15 protein-coding genes are annotated in these 19695 nt (G+C 52.4%); 8 read left to right on the forward strand and 7 right to left on the reverse strand.

All coding sequences use genetic code 11. From position 1 onward, the window contains the following. Nucleotides 1–152 precede the first annotated feature (152 nt). From RIC05_RS12110 to RIC05_RS12125, 4 genes are read left to right on the forward strand one after another with little or no spacing between them, the layout of a single operon-like run. Entirely contained in the window at nucleotides 153–923 is a 771-nt protein-coding gene (locus tag RIC05_RS12110; protein ID WP_350048616.1) for a hypothetical protein, read from the forward strand. Beyond that, on the forward strand, nucleotides 920–2938 hold the full coding sequence (locus RIC05_RS12115) for an MFS transporter (RefSeq protein WP_350048614.1): 2019 nt from the start codon (nucleotides 920–922) through the stop codon (nucleotides 2936–2938). Before RIC05_RS12110 ends, RIC05_RS12115 begins: the two co-directional genes overlap by 4 nt. Next, nucleotides 2935–3954 carry an ABC transporter substrate-binding protein gene (locus tag RIC05_RS12120; protein WP_350048612.1) on the forward strand — a complete coding sequence of 340 codons (1020 nt, stop codon included), beginning with the start codon at nucleotides 2935–2937 and terminating at the stop codon, nucleotides 3952–3954. Before RIC05_RS12115 ends, RIC05_RS12120 begins: the two co-directional genes overlap by 4 nt. Continuing rightward, a complete protein-coding gene (locus tag RIC05_RS12125) occupies nucleotides 3951–4616 on the forward strand; it encodes a hypothetical protein (RefSeq protein ID WP_350048610.1) in 666 nt (221 codons plus the stop codon). Before RIC05_RS12120 ends, RIC05_RS12125 begins: the two co-directional genes overlap by 4 nt. Here RIC05_RS12125 and RIC05_RS12130 read toward each other — a convergent pair. Next, complete coding sequence (locus RIC05_RS12130) at nucleotides 4604–5878, reverse strand: TAXI family TRAP transporter solute-binding subunit (RefSeq protein ID WP_350048608.1); 1275 nt, start codon at nucleotides 5876–5878, stop codon at nucleotides 4604–4606. The genes RIC05_RS12125 and RIC05_RS12130 overlap by 13 nt on opposite strands. Nucleotides 5879–6112: 234 nt before the next feature. Between RIC05_RS12130 and RIC05_RS12135 the strand changes: the two genes are divergently transcribed. The 3 genes from RIC05_RS12135 (at nucleotide 6113) to RIC05_RS12145 (ending at nucleotide 10581) form a co-directional block, all read left to right on the forward strand. Continuing rightward, a complete protein-coding gene (locus RIC05_RS12135) occupies nucleotides 6113–7186 on the forward strand; it encodes a pyridoxal-phosphate dependent enzyme (protein WP_350044460.1) in 1074 nt (357 codons plus the stop codon). Between the two features lie 103 nt (nucleotides 7187–7289). Then, nucleotides 7290–8939, forward strand: a complete 1650-nt coding sequence (locus tag RIC05_RS12140) for a cyclic peptide export ABC transporter (protein ID WP_350048606.1) — start codon at nucleotides 7290–7292, stop codon at nucleotides 8937–8939. A gap of 1 nt (nucleotide 8940) precedes the next feature. Further along, nucleotides 8941–10581 (forward strand): cyclic peptide export ABC transporter, encoded by a 1641-nt coding sequence (locus tag RIC05_RS12145; RefSeq protein ID WP_350048604.1) that lies wholly within the window; start codon nucleotides 8941–8943, stop codon nucleotides 10579–10581. Nucleotides 10582–10584: 3 nt separating this feature from the next. Here RIC05_RS12145 and RIC05_RS12150 read toward each other — a convergent pair whose 3' ends face one another. From RIC05_RS12150 to RIC05_RS12175, 6 genes are all read right to left on the reverse strand, one after another. Further along, a complete protein-coding gene (locus RIC05_RS12150) occupies nucleotides 10585–11331 on the reverse strand; it encodes a thioesterase II family protein (protein ID WP_350048602.1) in 747 nt (248 codons plus the stop codon). A gap of 145 nt (nucleotides 11332–11476) precedes the next feature. Next, complete coding sequence (gene atzF / locus RIC05_RS12155; RefSeq protein ID WP_350048600.1) at nucleotides 11477–13252, reverse strand: allophanate hydrolase; 1776 nt, start codon at nucleotides 13250–13252, stop codon at nucleotides 11477–11479. A gap of 50 nt (nucleotides 13253–13302) precedes the next feature. After that, nucleotides 13303–14931 carry a dipeptide ABC transporter ATP-binding protein gene (locus RIC05_RS12160; protein WP_350048598.1) on the reverse strand — a complete coding sequence of 543 codons (1629 nt, stop codon included), beginning with the start codon at nucleotides 14929–14931 and terminating at the stop codon, nucleotides 13303–13305. Nucleotides 14932–14933: 2 nt separating this feature from the next. Continuing rightward, complete coding sequence (locus RIC05_RS12165) at nucleotides 14934–15863, reverse strand: ABC transporter permease (protein WP_350048596.1); 930 nt, start codon at nucleotides 15861–15863, stop codon at nucleotides 14934–14936. Continuing rightward, the gene (locus RIC05_RS12170; RefSeq protein ID WP_350048594.1) at nucleotides 15860–16885 is read right to left on the reverse strand and encodes an ABC transporter permease; all 1026 of its coding nucleotides are present in this window, start codon (nucleotides 16883–16885) and stop codon (nucleotides 15860–15862) included. The genes RIC05_RS12165 and RIC05_RS12170 overlap by 4 nt, the downstream gene beginning before the upstream one ends. Nucleotides 16886–16889: 4 nt before the next feature. Continuing rightward, nucleotides 16890–18494, reverse strand: coding sequence for an ABC transporter substrate-binding protein (locus tag RIC05_RS12175; RefSeq protein ID WP_350048592.1), 1605 nt, complete (start codon nucleotides 18492–18494; stop codon nucleotides 16890–16892). 130 nt (nucleotides 18495–18624) lie between these two features. Between RIC05_RS12175 and RIC05_RS12180 the strand changes: the two genes are divergently transcribed. Next, on the forward strand, nucleotides 18625–19542 hold the full coding sequence (locus RIC05_RS12180; RefSeq protein ID WP_350048590.1) for a LysR family transcriptional regulator: 918 nt from the start codon (nucleotides 18625–18627) through the stop codon (nucleotides 19540–19542). Nucleotides 19543–19695: the final 153 nt, after the last annotated feature.

Here is a 19695-nt window from a genome sequence, read left to right on the forward strand (position 1 = left end):
GCTAAATTTTCACACTGCAAATCGATTCAGGGGGTTATGCGCACTTGACCCTTGATCTCTCGCAACCGACGATAGACAAGAAGGGGTCATTTGATCCACCAAATATCCATGATTTTTGGTCGTCATTCTAATCGATCGCTGGAGCAACGAATTTGAGTCTGACAGTAAAGATCGGTGTAGCGTTGTTTCTGGTGCTTGCAGCAGCACTCAGCATGACCACCATGCTTAATTATCTGCGGTTTGAGCAGACATTGCGTACGCTGCTGACCCAACGGATCAATGTCATCAGCAACGAAACCACGCAGGATCTTCTTGCCGGGATTGATCTTGGTCTTCGTTTGGAAAACATGGAAAACCTTGATGCGATCCTTGACCGTCGCCTTGGCATGTCATCGGAAATCACCCGAATCACGGTTGCCAACTGTCAGGGCGCATCAATTGCCCAAGCTTCCAAAACACCGGAAGAAAATGCATCTCCCGCAGCCGCCCTTGAAAATCACACGGGATCAAGCTGGACCAATTTCGGCAAACAGGGTGTCATCACCGGGACAACATTGCGCGATAGCCTTGGGCAATGTGCGGGTATTCTGACGGTTACTGCTGACAGCACCGACTATTTCCGAAAATTGGACGGGGCATATGCCGAAATGTGGAAATCGGCCGCGATCGGGATGCTTGCCATTATTCCTGTGTTGGGACTTCTTTTCATCTTGATGCGCCGCCGCCACCGCGTTTTTTCCGAACTTCACGAAGATATAGAGCGCGCCCTTTCTGGCCAAAAAGGCACAGGAACCCGTCATGACAAAGATGCTTTGACAGAAAGCGAGATGGAATTGATTGCGCTTTACCGTGAACTTCGTGATCAGCTGCCACACAACGCCCCACTGACAAACGGTGATGCTTCTTCGGAGAAATCCAAATGACCGAACCATCACCGTCAACGTCCCCAAACGGCAATCCCATCAAACCCGCAGCCCGTCGGATCCTGCCCAAAGGGGCAATATGGATTTTGCTGCTGTTTAGCACCTTTGCCTTATGCGCAGCACTGATCGGTATTTCCTGGCGCGCAGCCGATCTTGCACGTGCGGACTTGCAATCGGAAATCCGCCAAAAGGCCGAAATCGAAGCAAGAACTTTGGCCGAAAAGGTTGAATATGCCCTGCGGCTGGGCATTCCACTGGACGGGATTGTCGGATTTTCGACCGTCGTTGACCAATTACAGGATGGTGATCCTGATTTACGCTTTGCCGCCATTGTTCATGGTCAAAACGTTTTGTATGGCGGCGGACTTACAACTGACGCCATTGGTCAGGCACTTGATCGTGCGACGCAGGAGGATACACCACCTGATATCATCACCCGCATTCCTGTTGTTCATGATAATGACGATATCAACATCGTCGATGACTTGGCGATTGTCGTTGGACATGACCGTGCTGCTTTGATGCGTCCGGTCACGGATAATCTGTTTGATATCGCAATCATTTTCATCATCACACTCGCCCTGTCTTTCGAACTGGTTCTTCTGGTGCTGACCGTCAATGTGGCATTGCCAATCCGGGTCGCAACACGGGTTTTAACCAATGTCCGAGAACGGAAATTCACAATCCTGCATGGCCAATCAACGCGTGATGAAATCGGCAGCTTCATGGAACATATCAACACCGTGATCAGCCGAACGGCGCACAAGGCCGGGATCAAGCCCCACCGTGAACGCGAAGTCAAACTGATCGGTGTGCGTTTGCTTGCGTTCATGTTTGTTCTGGCCGAAGAACTGGCCCGCCCCGTCATGCCGACTTTCTTTAGTCAAATCACAGCATCAAGCGTTGATGGTCAACTTGGCGCAGGCATTGTCATGGCCGTCCATTTGCTGATGGTCGCGATCGCAATGCCACTTTGCAGCCTGTTTCAGGAACGTGTTGGATCCTTGCGCATGTACCTTGTCGGTGCGCTGCTTGCGACCATCGGGCTGTTTGGGACTGCCTTTGCCACGGGTCTTTGGGATTTGATGCTGTGGCGCGCGCTTTCGGGGATCGGCTATGCCACAACCTTTGTTGCCTGTCAGTCCTATGTTCTTGATGCAACCACCGACAAAAATCGCACTCAGGGCACAGCGATGATGGTCAGCGGCATCATGCTCGCTGATATTTGCGGGCCGGCCGTTGGCGGTATTTTTGCCGGGCATTTTGGCGAGAACATTACGTTCCTTACGGGTGCCACCGTTGCCTGTCTTGCCGTCGCACTTGCCTTCTTCTTAATGGACAACATGGTGCGCGGGAAAACGCCCCCACCGATCCCGACCCGCAAAGCTTTCAAGGCAATGGTGGCCAATCGCCAATTACAGGTTCTGGTCCTGTTTGCCGCCGTTCCGGCCAAAATGATCTTAAGCGGGTTCCTGTATTACCTGACACCACTGATATTGTTCCAATCGGGTGCGACAATGGCCGAAACCGGTCGTGTCATTATGCTTTATGGCCTTGTTGCGCTTTTGACCGGATGGGGAGCTGCGCGATGGACAGACCGCAAACAAAATGAAACACGGGCGGTCGGGATTGGCGGTGCTTTAACCGCAATTGGTTTGTTGCTGGCAGGCTTCATGCCGCAATACGCCATCTTTGCCTGTGCGGTTGCCATGCTTGGCCTTGCGCAGGCGACCTCTATTCCAGCGCAAGTGTCCGCCAGTTTAAAAATCAGCTCCGAATTCACGCGCGACCATGGAACAGGTCCGGTGTTGGCTGTTCTACGGTTGGCTGAACGGCTTGGTGGTGCATTGGGGCCGTTGCTTGCCGCGGGGCTAAGCCTTTGGATCGGGAACAGCAACGCGATTTTATGCTTTGGGGTTTTTGCGGCTATTTCGGTGATTTTCTTTGAAATTTTTATCGGGCATGTCACCCCCAATCCCGATAAAGAACCAGCCGTTCAGAAGGATGTATCATGAACTATCTGTTCAAAGCATTTTACATCCTTGTGATCGCACTGGTGATCACGCCCCTGACCATGCAATTTGGTTGGGCACAGGAAACCAAGGCCGCCGAACCACTGAACATTGCAATGATCCTGTGGCGTGGTGAAACCCGTGTTGAAGAAGGCTTTCGCGCCTATTTCAAGGAAGGTGATATTGATGTAAATCTGCAGATCTACGACACAGAACGTGACCTTGGCCGCATCCCCGGTATTCTGGACTCCATCCGCAAAAACCCGCCGGATCTGGTCTATACGTGGGGAACAGGCATTACCGCGACCGTTGCCGGTAAACATGACCAAGTCGATCCCGACAAGAACATTACCGAACTTCCTGTGGTTTTTGTCATGGTTTCATCGCCGTGGAAAACCGGCATAGCCGCACCATCGGGACAATCACGCCCCAACGTTACGGGTGCGACCCATATCGCACCACTGGCCGCACAAATACAGGCCATCCGTGCCTATCGCCCGATGACGAAACTGGGTGTTGTCTATAACAGTTCAGAAGACAACTCGGCCTCCAATATCGAGGATTTAACCGCTCTTGGGACTGAGATGGGGTTTGACGTTCTGACTGCCCCGCTTGGCCAGAACAATGAAGTGCCATCTGCTGATGATATCGCCCCGGCTGTTTCTGACCTTGCCAAACGCGGGGCGGATATTCTTTATATCGGTCCAGACAACTTCATTGGCACCCATCGTGACGCCCTGACAGATGCCGGCTTTGCCAACGGGCTTGCCGCCTTCACCGCCACCGAGCTTGAAGTCCGCGACGGTCATGCGATGCTTGGCCTTGTCAGCCGCTATGAGCTGGTTGGTCGACTTGCTGCAAACAAGGTCGAAGACATCCTGATCAATGGCGTATCACCGGCCAACATTCCCATTGAGACACTTGATCGGTTTTCCTATCTGATCAGACTTTCATCGGCGCGCAAACTGGCACTTTATCCACCGCTTTCACTTCTTGATTATGCTGAAATCATCGAATGACGAAGATCATCCGTCTTGGCGAAATCCATCTTCCTGCGGTAATTGCGTTGCATCATGACGTAATTGCCGACATCGATCCGGCACTTGTCGCGGCCGAGACGGATGCCTTTTTCCAAAATCATATGTCTGATTGCGGCCAGATATTTGGCATTTTTGACCAAGATACCCTTGTTGCCTATGGCGTCTTGGGCCTTCCCCGACCAGACGATCCAAATTTTGGAACCGACCACAAATTGCCATCCGATTTATTGCCAGACGTCGCCCATATCGATGGCGTTGCCATTCGCAAAGATTGTCGCGGACATCACTGGCAACAAAAACTGACACTTCATCGCCTGCAACAGGCCCGGGCATCCGGCCGCCAGATCGCACTCACCACCGTTGCGCCAGGAAATTTTGCAAGCCTGATCAATATCCTGTCTGTCGGGATGACCATTCGCGGCCTGAAAGATAAATACGGGGCCAAACGGTTTTTGATGCGTCTCGATCTCGACAAGGCATTAACAACCATTACCCACGACAAGATTACAGACTGGTGCCCGGCAACAGATTTCACCCGGTGTCATGATTTTTTGAATTCTGGATATATTGGCGTGACGTTCCGAAAGACCGCGTCGCAAAGCGTGCCTGAAATCGGCTGGATACTGCGTCACTGCATATAGGTGTAGTCTGGTTTCCCCGCCTGCGAAACGCTGTCACGCTGATCATAGTATTGCTGCCAGTCACAGGCATGCAGATCGGTTTCCCAATAACAGGCTGCCCCCTTGTGGAAGGGCAAAAAGTTGCCTTTGTCTTGCAGATCATCTGCAACAACGCTGCTGAATGTCGGGAACTCGGTTTTCAAATTTTCGATATTTTCATGGATGATACGTGTGATCCAGTAGACGACATACGGATCGGCTGGTTCATAGGCCAGAAGGGACGCCTTGAAGCCATATGAACTGATGGCTTCGTTTTGTCCACTATATGTCCGTGCTGGCAAAACCTGATTAAAGAAATACTGGTTGGCGTCAACCAGCTTCTGGGTCAAAGGCCCGCCCATGCCGATAACCCGCGCGTCACAGGTAATACTTTCTTCGATAATGGATGCCGGGTGCCCGATCCACAAACCGAACGCATCAATGTAATCTTCGCAAATACCAAGTCGGTTATAGTCCTGTGCAACCGTGTAAACCGTTTCCAGGTCTTCAAGCTTGATGCCGTATTGCCCCAGAATTTCCAGCCACAATTCACGCGAAGCGGATCCTTCTGGTCCGATATTGATCCGTTTGCCCCGCAAATCTGCAATGCTGTTGATGTCTGAATCCTGACGTACGACCAAAAGCCCCATCTCGTCATGCAGCGACATGACCGACCGTGCGCCGGGGATTGGATTGATACCCGCCTGCGCTTCCCAGTTATTGTTCGACTGAACAATCGTCAACTGAACCCGGCCTTCTTTCATCAGTTGAATATTGCTTCCCACCCCTTGTGATCGCAAGGGGACACAATGAACATGGTGACGGGCATAAGACTTGCGCATCATATCGCAGATTTTTGCTGCAACCTGAAAATAAACACCGTTCGTACTGCCACTGTAAATGGCGGCATAGAACGATCTTTCATGCTTTCCATCCCCCATGATCTCGGTGGTATTGGAAAGCGCAATGAGACTGTCAGGGTCACGAAATTTTCGACGATACTGCGACAACGGAACGGCGTCGGGCTTATAGATCAACCCATCATATAAATCGGGATTGGGCTTCGGCGGTGTAATGTCATCGGTATTGTACTGGTCGACGTCAAAAGTTTGCACGTCCGGCGACGGAACAGCAACTTGTGCAGCGGCACCAAAACTTACCCCGCATCCAAGACACAGGGATGCAATCAACCACTTCGTTTTCTGTGCAAAATCAGAAGACAGGAACCACAAGGTCAATTTCACCACGAACAATTTGCGCAACGATCTTCAGTCTACTGGATTCCACCACCAACCGTCGAGCATCAATATAGCGCACCCCCGACAAATAACGAGGTGCATGTTCCAAGTTTCTCAGACATTTACCCCGCACTTTCGCACAAATTATATTTGACGATTCATGATAGGCTTATCATAACCAAGAGTATGATCAAACTTGCCTATACTTCGCCATAGGGTCCAAACACCTAGGAACATTCTGTGACACCCTTGAATGCCTTTGCACCAGAACGTGACGAGATATATCAGGCAGTCGAAATCATCTCCTCATGGTCAGATTATTGTCAAAGTCCCTTGCTCCCATGCCCGGGGCTTGCGGCAGAACTTGGTGTTGGCGCCGTCTGGATCAAAGATGAAAGCAAACGGTTTGGCCTTGGCGGTGTCAAGGCGCTTGGCGCGCCATATGGCTTGAAACAACAGCTTCTTAAACTTGGGATTGAACCCGGCAGTCTTGAATGCCGAAACTATGTCGCCATCGCCGCGACCGATGGCAATCATGGTCTTGCGACTGCTTGGGCCGCGGCAAAGTTCAATTGCCGGGCAAGGATATTTGTCGGCGGCGACGTTGATCCGGCCCGGATGCGGCGCATTCAAGACAATGGTGCTGAACTGGTTTATGTCGACGGCACCTATGATGATGCGGTGATTGCGGCCAGTAATGCCGCAACCGCCCCGGATGCCTTGTTGATTACCGACACAGATTACAAAGGTGATCAGGACGTCACCCGTGACATCATGGCCGGATACGCTGTTCTTGGCGTTGAATGCGCCCGTCAACTTCACGAACAAAATGCTGAAATTGACAGCATGTTTTTACAATGTGGCGTTGGCGGCATGGCAGCAGGCTGTGCGATCGGTATGTGGCATGAAACGCGAATGAAACCAAAAGTTTATACGGTCGAACCCGAAAGTGCCGCCTGCGTCAAATCGAGCATTGATCGCAATACATTGACCCGTGTGCCGGGAAAATTGCTGACCCGCATGGTTGGACTGTCTTGTGGTTGCCCCAGTCTGTCTGCATTTGAAATTCTTCGGGAAGTCTCAGTGGGCAATATCGTCATTGACGATGCAATTGCAAAGCGCGTGCAAGACAGACTGACATTGGGCGTTGGCGCAGACCCGGCACTTGATACCTGGGATACCGGGATATCTGGCATTGCCGGTCTATGGTATGTCGCTGAAAACCCGGCATTACGGCAAAAATTCGGGATCACCCCGACCAGTCGCCTGCTGGTCATCAATAGCGAAGGCGCAATCCCGGACGAATATCTTTGATGGATAACGTATCATTATTGCGCCCCCTGCTGGACAGTTCATCTCGCCATGATACAGTTGTGCGCAACAATGTCGGGGTGGTTTTTTGGGGACCGGTAAATCAATGAAGTTGCTGGAATTGTTATCCTTAGATGATAACAAGCTTGTCGCGAAACTTGTCGTTGCCGGTATCCTTTCCGGTGTCGGGAGCGCAGCACTTCTTGGCATCGTGAACATGGCCGCCGAGGAAATCACCGACAATGGCGTTGATAAGGTCAACTGGCTGTTGGCATCTGGCTTTATCTTGATTGCCGTTGTCTATTTTCTCGCCGAGGTATTTTTGATCGGCCGCATCGCCCGTCAGATCGAAGCCGGCATTGATCGGGTCCGCAAGAAACTGCTTTCACAAATCGCTGATGCCGATTTTGCCCAACTTGAAGTTTTCGGCCAGACACGGCTTTTTGACAGCATTACTCAAAGCTCTCAAAGCATCTCGCAACATTCCCACATGATCGGGATGGCGTTTAGAAGCCTGTTGTTGCTGGTTGCGGTTATGGCCTATGTCTTCTGGCTCTCGATGTTGGCCTTTTTTATTATTGTGATCGTCGTCGGGACCGGCATTGCCATTTATTTGCGGATGAATAAAACCCTGACCGAGTGGTTTGGTAAACTCCATCAGGTTGAAACAACCCTGTTTGGCAAAATTTCCGATCTGTTCGCCGGCATCAAAGAAGTCCGTATGTGGTCAAAACGCAGCGATACTTTCGCAATTGCGTTTGACAAGGCATCCGCAAACAAGGCCGAAATCGGCAAATCCGCCCAAGCCATGATATCTCGCCAAATGATCATGGGTATTTCTGCCTTTTACATCCTTCTGGCAATTATCGTTTTTATTGTCCCGGTTTATTCCGACAGCATTGATACGGATGTCGCAAAAATCAGCACCGCGGTACTTTTCATGATTGGGCCAATCAGCATTATTGTCCAATCAATGTCCGTTCTGGGGATGGCCGAACAATCGGCAGGGCGCATGATCCAGCTTTCAAATGACCTTGAAGCTATCCGTGAACCCATTGCCGAAGATGGCATGACGCTGAGCGAGAATTTTGATCAGGTCAGCTTTGATGATGTTTCCTTTACCTACCCTAACCGCGACGCACGCCATGGATTTGCCCTTGGTCCGATTGACCTCACAGTCAAACGCGGAGACCTTTTATTCATCACGGGCGGGAATGGCGCTGGAAAATCGACCCTGATCAAGTTGCTCACCGGGCTTTACCGCCCGACTTCCGGCAAGATCAGGATCAATGGAACTCAGCTTGGCCCGCAAAGCCTTTTTGCCTATCGCAACCTGATCGCGACCGTGTTTTCGGACTCTCATTTATTTGAAGACCTCTCCGGTGCGGCTGAAATCTTGGACAAAGATGCGCAATACTGGATCGAACGGTTTGAACTATCCCATGTGACAGGCATTCGCGACGGGCAGTTTGTCACCATTGACCTGTCTGCAGGTCAACGCAAACGCCTTGCTCTGATTACTGCGATCCTCGAAAAACGGCCGATCATTGTTCTTGATGAATGGGCTGCTGATCAGGACCCTTATTTCCGCAAGAAGTTCTACCGTGAAATTCTGCCGGAACTGAAACAGCGCGGGATAACAATCATCGCCGTTACCCATGACGACCATTATTTTGATATCGCGGATCGCCGGATGCATCTTGAAACAGGCAAGCTGACCGAGCTTGACCTTAATGATCCACGCGGGAGGATTTAACATGTTGTTATTTAAAATCCTTCGCACCCGGGCCAAGATCAGTATGCGGACTGTTATTGCCCTTCTGACCATGTCAGCCGTGTCTACGACCATGGTTCTGGTCATTGTAAATATGGCATCAGATCAGGCCGAAGAAGGCGCTATCAGCCTCCGCTTGTTGGCTTTGATGTGTTTGTCGCTGATCGGGTTCATCTGGTCTCAGCACAAGGCAGATACCCTTGTTTCCGCAGAAGTCGAAAACATCCTGCACCAATTCCGCCTGTCGCTGTTTGACAAGGTCCGCACATCCTCGCCCGAGACACTTGAAACCGTCGGCCAAGGACCCATCCAAAGTGCTATGACCCAGGAAATGCAGACGATTTCAAACACATTGCCGATGCTGATGAATGGCGTCCAGCAGTTGGTTTTGATCTTGTTTGTCAGTCTCTATCTTGCGTGGCTATCACTGTTTGCCCTTGCCTTGATTGCAGTGCTTGCTGCCTTGGCCATCGGTATTCATCTTTATCGTATTAAACGGGTCAATGTTGCCATTCGCGACGCCGCCGAGGATGAAGGAAAACTGTTTGGTGGATTAAGTGATCTGTTGAATGGCTTCAAGGAAGTGAAGATGAACAATCTTCGCCGCGATACCTTGATCTCGCGACTTCATGAACGATCCTTGCGGACCCGCGACACCAAGGCCGAAATCAAACAGCAATGGAGCCGCGAAACATCCGCCGTGCAGCTTGCCTTTTACGTGATGATGGCTGCGATGGTCTTCATCGTACCTATTTTCACATCCGACTATCATGACGTCGCAGTACAGGTCACAACAGCAACCCTGTTCCTGTTTGGTCCGATCGGATCAACCATCATGACCCTGCCAAGTTTTAATGAAACGGAAGCAGCGCTGGCAAAGGTTATCAGCCTGCAAGAAGAACTTGGAGAAGCGCTTGGCAAGCAACAGGACCAAGAAGCAAAAGCCCGCACCGTAAACGAGACCAAAACCCCGCTTGGTGCCATTACCGAGATTGTCCTTAAAGATGTGCGTTTCACCTATCCCGGGCCGACGGGTGGGTTTTCTGTTGGTCCCTTGAATGCCAGCTTCAAACGTGGCGAGATCGTCTTCATCACCGGCGGCAACGGGGCAGGAAAATCGACGATGATTTCGCTTTTGACCGGCCTCCGTGCCATTGATGAGGGTGAAATTCTGGTCAATGGCACTTCATTGCGCGTCGATCAGCTTCAGGAATATCGCGATCAGTTTGCCTCGGTCCTGTCGGGATATCATTTGTTTGACGAGCTTTACGGGATTGATCCGGTTGATGCGGATAAGGTCGCGGAACTGCTTACACAGATGGAAATTGCCGATAAGGTTACCCTTGATGGCAACACATTTTCGACCATCTCCCTGTCACAGGGACAGCGCAAACGATTAGCCCTGATTACCGCCCTGCTTGAAGAAAAGCCGGTTCTTGTTCTTGATGAATGGGCAGCGGATCAGGACCCGCATTTCCGGTCGGTTTTTTACGAAAAATTGCTGCCATCCTTGCGCAAACAAGGCAAGATTCTGATCTGTGTCACCCATGATGACAGATGGTTCCATCTTGCTGATCGTATCTATCATGTTCAAGATGGCGTGTTTGATGCAGCCCGCGAATAAGGCTTAGGCTTCAAGCGCGAGTGCGAGTGAGATCACACTTGTTACCGCATCCCCGTGATCGGTGATGAAGAAATGGCCGCCAGAATAAACATGCTTTGCAAAATGGCCGGTGGTCGCATCGCGCCAACCATCAAGCTGTTCTGGCACCGGGCTTCTATCATCCACCCCGCCAAAAACCGTAATCGGGCAGGACAGTTTCGGCAAATCGTCCGACACGGCCGTTTCTGAAAGTTTGAAGTCCGAACGAAGCGGCCCTTCAAACAGATCGCGATATTCTGCGTTCTCAAGGATTTCGGTTGGCGTACCGCCATATTTGGCAACTTCCTGCCAAAACGCCGCCGACGATAAATTGTGCAAAGGCTCGCGCGTCATTGCACAATCCGGGCTGCGCCGTGCCGCGAGGAAAAGGTGTTCAGGCCCCTGCGCCCCGTCTAAAACCATCTGACAGGCCAAATGGTGGGAAATGATCGCCCCCATGGAATAGCCAAAAAACGCATAGGGCTTATCGGTCAAGGGCAGGGTCGCATTGCTGATTTCAGCAACCATCACATCGATTGTATCAATCAATGTTTCGCCGAACCGTTGCTCCCGGCCCGGCAAACACACCAATACCAATTCAACATCATCAGGCAGTGAAGCACGCCAGGATCGGTAAAATGATGCACCGCCACCGGCAAATGGAAAACAGAACAATCGCATCCGTGCTGGCACCTGACCCGATACAGTCACGAACCACTTGCTACTCTCCATTGATGCCTCGTTCCTGTCCTGTGCAAACCTGCCTTACTTGTTACCATCCTGTCGCAATGAATGAAGAAATATTTCGACCAATTGGCGCTACATACCGTTTTGATGCTCAGCAAATGCGTCTTGGATCGAGCTGAATAACAGCGGGCTACTTGGCGATATAGGCCCGCCAGCTGCCAAGTTTTGTAATCTCGGTCGCGCCCACCAAGCCTGCCCCTTCGCACAGGAAGCCCTTTTCCATCGTACCGTCTTCAAGCTCGACCGAGCCAAGACAAAGCGGCGATGGAATACCGGCAAGGAACCCGCCGACTTCCGATTTTGGCAAGGCCCAGACCTCAACGTCAATCGCCCCGCCACCTTTGGCCACGGCAACCATCCCCGGTCGTTTTGGCGGGCCGCCTGCCAAGGCATAGAAATTGTATTTTTCTGCGGTTTTGGTTTTGCGCACTAAGCGGGCTCCCCGACCCGTCAGTTCACCGTTTAGCGGCAAGCCGGACATATGCGCACCACAGACAACCATGCCGATTTCATCTTCGCCAATGGTCGGGTCGGGCAGATCTGGTTTGATGCGTTCCCAACCGGTCGCGCCCACATCACCGCTTTCCATTGCCATTGCCAATGAAGCAACCATGGCATCCTCGCCCATGCGCGCCAGAATGGTCAGACTGCCCGGACGGCCATCTTGGCGCGGACCAGTCGGCACTGCGATACCGCACATATCAAGCAAATTGACGAAATTGGTATAGGTTCCCAACCGTGAATTCGGCCCGATTGGATCGGCTGTAATGTCATCAACCGAAACAAAATGCGGGATGGTCGGCACACAGATAGCGTCAATGCCAACAAGGGCTTCTTCGCATTCGCGTGCAAGTTCTTTCAGACGATAAATGCCGTTAAACGCATCCACCGCCGACAATTTCAAACCCGGCTCCAGAATGGCGCGTGTCGTCGGGTGCAGGGTTTCGGGCTTTGCGGTCAACCATTCACCAACGGCCGCGACCCGTTCAGCCACCCAGGCACCTTCATAAAGCATCTTGGCGACATTATAGAACGGCGTGAAATCGATCTCGGTGACTTCGCATCCCAGCAAAGACAGCTTTTTCACATCTTGATGGAAGTGGTCGCGCTGAACCTTGTCATCAAATGTTTCAAGCGTTTTGGCATCGGGAACGGCAATGCGCATTGGCTGGACCGCGCCAAGACCGCCCGATTTGGGGAACTTGCGCGCATAGGCATCCGCCCCATCATATTGGGCGGCAACTTCAAATACTTCCCACGCATCAGATACGCCCAGTGCAAAGATCGAAATCGTATCAAGGGTACGACATGCCGGTACCACACCGCTTGCCGACAATGCGCCCAAGGTCGGTTTCAGGCCGACAAGACTGTTGAGTGCCGCAGGTACACGCCCCGATCCAGCTGTATCAGTACCAAGTGAAAATGTCGCAATACCATGCGCCACAGCAACAGCGGAGCCCGACGATGACCCGCCCGGTACAATTGCCCGATCAATGGCGTTTTTGGGAACCGGATACGGGCTTCGCACCCCGACAAGACCGGTTGCGAACTGATCCAGATTGGCTTTGCCCAAACAAATCGCGCCCGCCGCACGAAGCTTGCCGATCACAAAAGCATCGGATTTTGCGTCATAGGCAAAATCAGGACAGGCCGCCGTTGTCGGCATGTCCAGCACATCAATATTGTCCTTGGCAACAAATGGCACCCCCCACAGTGGCCTGCCATCATAGGCACCAAGTTCCTTGGCGGCGGCAATCGCGGTTTCACGCGCCACATGGATAAAAATGCCCGGATCGTTGATGGCATCAAGCCTGCGAAATGCTTCTTCGATGACCTGAACTGGACTCACACCAGATGCGTATGCCTGCCGCAAGGCGGCAAGTGTGAAAGGAAGATCAGCAATCATTTTCGGTGTTCCGTCTGTGGCGTTGTTGCAATTTTCAAGGCAGATAAAAATCAGGCAATTTCACGTTCGGGGGCCTGCGGGGCCGCCGAAAGCAATTCACGGGTATAAGGGTGTTGCGGGTTTTCCATCACCGTCGCGACCGGACCGGATTCAACGATGCTGCCATTTTGCATGACGATCACGTGATCACAGAGCAACCGCACAACATTCAGATCGTGACTGACAAACAGATAACTCATGCCAAGCCGCACCCGAAGATCAGCCAAAAGGTTCAGAACAAGGGCCTGTATCGATACATCAAGGGCGGCCGTCGGTTCATCAAGGATGAGGAAATCAGGTTCCGTCGCAAGCGCACGGGCAATGCCAACGCGGGCCTTTTGCCCACCGGACAACTGATGGGGAAACCGGTCGAGAAGATGTGCCGGAAACCCCGTCATTTCGGCAAGTTCTTCGGTGCGTGTGGTCACCGCATCACCGCGCATCCCCATCAGGCGATGCAAAGGATCAGCAATTGCTTGGCGGGCCGTAAAGCGCGGGTTCAGGCTGTCTGTCGCGTCCTGAAACACCATCTGGATTTTGGGTCGCAATGGATGCTTGGCAAAGTCTGCGGCAGGCAATGTCGCAATATCTTCGCCGCGATAAAAGATGCTTCCCGATGTTGAATCAAGCAACCGCACCAACATTGATGAGGTTGTTGATTTTCCACATCCGGACTCCCCGACCAGCCCGACACTTTCACCTTCGTGAATGGTAAAACTGATTTTCTTGACCGCATGGACCGGCCCGCTTTTACCCTGATAGGTCTTGGTAAGATTGATTACGTCAATCAGCGGCTTTTCACTGATGATGTGCGGTTCAAGGTCCGGCCGCTCGCCATCCGGCAAAAGGGATCTGATGGTGCCGGTTCTGCGCGGGGTCGCATGGACTAGTTTGCGGGTATAGGCGTGTTGCGGGTTGGTAAACAGCTCAACCGGATCACCGGCCTCGACAATCAGACCATCTTTCATCACCACGATCCGGTCGCAATATTGCGATGCCAGACCAAGATCATGGGTGATCAGGATCGATGACATCCCGCGTGCACGCACCAGATCATCAACCAGATCCATAACCGCCTTTTGGGTGGTGATATCAAGTCCTGTGGTCGGCTCATCGGCAATGATCAGTTTCGGATCACATGCAAGGGCCAGCGCAATAACAATACGTTGACACATGCCCCCCGACAGTTCGAACGGATAGGCTTCATAGCGCGCGGCTGCATCACGGATTTTAACCGCTTCAAGGGCCTCTATCGCCTTGGATTTGGCGTTATGACGTGTGGCCCGACTGTGGCGGCGCAAAACATCTTCGATTTGATGACCAACTTTGCGGATCGGGTTCAGGGCCGCGCGCGGGTTTTGAAAAATCATGCTGATTTCCCGACCGCGAATGTCGCGCATATCGCGCTCGGACGCACGGCGCAGATCAATCCCGCCATAGACCGCTTCGCCGGATTTTATCGTGCCGCCAGCATCAAGAATACGCATCAGGGCATAGGACGTGACCGATTTGCCCGATCCGCTTTCCCCGACAATGCCAAGACGCTCGCCCTTGGCCAGTTCGAAATCGATCCCCTTGACCGCATTGACTTCGCCGTGACGGGTGCGGAAGGCAACACTCAATCCTTTGATGGATAGCATTTTTATGTCCTCCGACGCGGATCGACGATATCGCGCAACCCATCGCCCATCAGATTGAATGTCAAAACCGCAATCATCAAAGACAGCCCTGGAAACAGTGCCATCCACCATTCACCAGACACGATGAAGTTCGCACCTTCGGCCACCATGATCCCCCATTCCGGGGTCGGTGGGCGCACACCAAGACCGATAAAGCTCAGCCCCGCAGCATTCAGGATCGCCCATCCAAGGTTCAACGACACCTGAACCATCATTGGCGGCAAGGCATTCGGGAAAATGTGCAAAGCCAGAATGCGTGCATCGCTATTCCCCGATAACTTTGCGGCAAGGGTAAAGCCGGCGTTGCGGCGAATATTGACCTCTGCCCGGACAAGGCGGGCATAAAACGGGATGTTAATAATCGCCGTTGCGTAAATGATATTGGCAACGGAATTGCCAAGGGCGGCAACAACCCCCATCGCCAGCACAAACAGCGGAAACGCCATGATGGTATCAAGAACGCGGTTCAGCGTGATATCCGTCCAACCCCCGCGATACCCTGCAACGGCGCCCAGAAACGATCCGATGACAAATGAAAGTGCGACCGCAGCAACCGAAATCACCAGATCTAGACGGGTGGCGACCACCACGCGGCTAAAGACATCGCGCCCCAGATTGTCCGTTCCAAACCAGTGGGTCAGAGATGGCGGCTGCAAGACGCTTGTCGCATCCGTTGCCAACGGGTCATAGGGCACGATTGACGGGCCAAAAACAGCAGCGAAAATCAAAACCCCGAACATCGCAAATGCAAGGGCAGTAACCGGATTTTCGCGCAGCACATAAACCAGATGGGCAAAGCCACCAGATTTGGCTTTAACCGGTGTTGCGACCGGATTTCCGGTTGCCGTTTCCAAGGCGGGTGTTTCGGATGCAGAAGGCAAAATCTTGTTCATTTCCCGGATGTCCCGAAACGCGGATCAATCAGCGAATAGGCCAGATCAATCATCAAATTGAGGAAGACGAAAAGAAACGCCATCGCCAGAACGAACCCCTGAACTGCGGCATAATCCGACACAATCAGGGCTTCGACCGCATAGGACCCAATCCCAGGCCATGCAAAGACCTTTTCGACCAGAACATTCGCGCCCAGCACAAAGGAAAACACCATGCCAAGCGTGGTTACGACCGGCAGAAGCGCATTGCGAAACGCATAACCGTACAAAATACGCCCTGATCCCAATCCGGCAGCACGGGCAGTCCGGATATAATCGGATGACAGGGCTGAAAGCATTGCCGCACGTGTCATCCGCGCAATCGGTGCAAGGGTGAAAAGTGCCAGTGTCACGGCAGGAAGAATAAGCTGCTTGAGTGCGCCGAACCAGGTTTCCCAATCCCCATCAACAGCAGCATCAATCAGGAAGAACCCCGTCACATGCGGCGGATCAAGATAGACAAAATCAAGCCGTCCCAACGGGGATGGCGAAATACCCAGCAGATAATAGAAAATGTAAATCAGCATCACGCCGGTAAAGAAGGTCGGAAGCGACACCCCCATCGTGACGAGCAAACGACAGCATTGATCAATCCAGCTTCCCGGTCGTGTTGCCGCCAAAACGCCAAGCGGAACAGCAATCAGACAAGACAGGATCAAGGCACTTAACGTCAATTCAAGCGATGCCGGAAGACGACTGGCCAGTTCGGTTAGAACCGGTCGTCCGGTCGAGACCGATTGACCAAGGTCGCCTTTGAACAATTGCCCGAGATAGACCATAAACTGTTCGGGAAGCGGCTTATCCAGACCAAGCTTGATCCGTGTTTCTTCGATGGTTTCGGGTGTTGCCATAATACCGGCAAATTGGACAGCCGGGTCACCAGGCAAGGCACGCGTCAGGACAAAGCTGATAACGATGACCCCGAACAGGACCGGAATGGCCTGCGCGATGCGTGTCAGAACGCTGGTTCCCCGGACTGCCATGTTTTTAGCTTTCCACCGATGTCAGACCACGAATGTCAAGTTGACGGTGGAACCAGAATTCATAACCTCCCGCCCCGTTCAAGGCGACATTCAGGGCCGGCTGCCACAGTGGAATACGCGGCAGGTCTTCAAAGACGATATCGATCATGCGCATGATCTTTGGCGCATATTCCGGATCGTCCATGGCCATATGCAGGGTTTCATTGGTCAGTTGTTCAACCTCCGCATTGGCATAGTTCGACGAGTTGAACAGATGTCCTTCCTGATAGGCCCAGAAGAAATAATAATCCGGCGTATTCAACCAACCGCCGAAGTTTTCCAGGTGGAAATCAAGGCGCTTTTCAACCAGTGCCGCCGTGCGCCAATTGGCCCCCGGAATTTTTTCGATCTCGACCTTGATGCCAAGCTTGCCAACTGCTTCCTGAATAAGAAGTGCAGCAGGTTCCATCCATGAAGAAAGATCGGTCGAGATTGAAAGCTTGGTTTCAAATCCATCGGCAAAGCCCGACTTGGCCAAATGTTCCTTGGCCTTGTCCAGATTGGTGTCATAGGGCGACTTGCGCGGCCATGCGATGTCGGTTGCTTTTGGCCCACCACCCCAAAGCGGCGCCCCACGGCCATAGGCCGCAGCATTAAAAATCGCGTCATATGGCACGGCATAGGCAATCGCCTTGCGCACATCAGGGTCCTGGAACGGTTCAAACTTGGTGTTCAGGCACAATGAATGAATGCAGTTTTCAATCGGGGTTGAATGCACCGTGACTTTATCGGCAAGTTCAGCCGCATCTTTATCGGGAATATCAAAGGCAACCTGAACGTCACCACGTTCAATCAGCGCACGACTGGTTGCTGCTGACGGTACTTCACGCATGATCACACGACGGATTGGCGGGGTCGGTCCACCAACCCATTTGTCGTTACGTTCAAACACAACCTGTTGGCCGGCATCCCAGCGGGTTACGGAATAGGCCCCGGAACCGATCGTGTTCAGATGCAGATATTCCATCGCCCATGGATCATCGGTGGTCGCATTTTCCATCGCGACCTTGGAATTGATGATGAAGGGAACCGGCACGGCCAGATCAGGCAAAGACAGCTTGGAAGGCTGATCCAGTGTGATGACAAAGGTTTCGTCATCAATCGCTTCGAACTGATCTGCGCGCGAGAAACCGCCTGCCTTCATCTGAACGGTCGGGAAGCCCCCGACGCTGACCGCGCGATCAAATGACCATTTGACGTCTGCTGCGGTAACTTTGCTGCCATCATTGAAAACGGCATCGGATTTCAGCTTGAAGGTGATCTTCATACCGTCTTCAGAGAAGGTCCAGCTATCAGCAAGTTCAGGAACGATGGTCGAGTAGTCATAGGAAAGACCACCACCTTCTGCCGGCTTGGTGCCAAACGACACCAGACGATCATAACAATTCACAGCAATCTGATAGCTCGCACGGTTGGTTCCGGTGCGGTGCAAATCAAGACTGTTTACCGTTTGCCCCGATACGGCAACCAAGGTGTCACTGCCTGCGGCAAGTGCGGAGAACGTCCGGGCGAACGGCAAGGTACCTGCAAGTACGGCACCGGCTTTTAGGAAATTGCGTCTCGTAGGCATCGTCAAAACCCCCATGAACAGCTTACTTGAATCACTGCCAGCCAGTTTGCAGTTTTTTGCGTTCGCGAAAACTGCTATGAATTCACCAATGCGGTGCAAAAAATGCACCATCATGGAAAAGGTGCGTTTGATGAGATACTTGCAAACCTTCCGCCTGATCGAAGCCGTTGCCCGTGCTGGCTCCATGCGCAAAGCAGCCGAGGACATGAACCTAACGGCTTCGGCCTTGAACCGGCGCATCAACGGGTTTGAGGATGAGTTTGGCGCAGAACTTTTTGAACGCTTGCCAAGCGGGGTGCGCTTGAACCCGGCCGGGGAACTTTTACTGCATCATTACCGCGCAATGGCATCGGACCTTGAACGGGTGCAGGGCCAGGTTGCCGATTTGACCGGTGAGCGGCGTGGTCATGTTTCCATCGCCTGTTCGCAGGCATTGCTGCCCTATTTCCTTCCCGAACAGATCGCAATATACCGTTCCCTTCATCCCGGCGTGACATTTAGCGTCAATATCCGCGACCGCGCACAGGCCGAACAGGAACTCGCCAGTTATTCCAGCGACCTCGCCCTTGTGTTTGAGCCGATTTATCTGGTGGATTTTGAAGTCATCCACGCCATTCCCCAAACCGTCGATGTGGTGATGCGGTCAGACCATCCGCTGGCATCGCGCGGGGAAATCCGACTGCGCGATTGCCTTGATGTACCGCATGTCGCCCCCACTGTTCGGTTTGGTGTTCGCCACTTACTTGATTTTGCCGCACGGCGCAGTTCACGGCATGTCTCACCCGTGGTCGAAACGGAAAGTTTCGAGCTCATCCGGCATTACATTTTGCATGAAAACGCTGTTGGCTTCCAAATCCCGATCGGGCTTAGAATCCCGGGTGACGGGTCACTGGTTTCCAAACCTATTTCTGAACGCGATGTTCCGCCCGGCAACCTTATTCTGGGTCAAATGCGGGGACGCACATTACCGGTTGCATCTGCGCGATTTGCCATGCAACTGGCCACTGCGCTTAAGGACTATCAAACATCGCACGAGTTAACGATCTAATCAGCCCACCCGCACGTATCAACCATGTCATTATAGTTAAACGTAATGGCCGGTAGCGCGTTTGTGACTTGTGCATCTGTGCAAATGGATGAAAATCACAATCACATGCGAGACTGCCCGGGAATTTAAACAGGATTCCGGTTTGGCAAGAAT

The sequence above is a fragment of the Thalassospira sp. genome (genome assembly GCF_040218635.1).
GTDB lineage: Bacteria > Pseudomonadota > Alphaproteobacteria > Rhodospirillales > Thalassospiraceae > Thalassospira.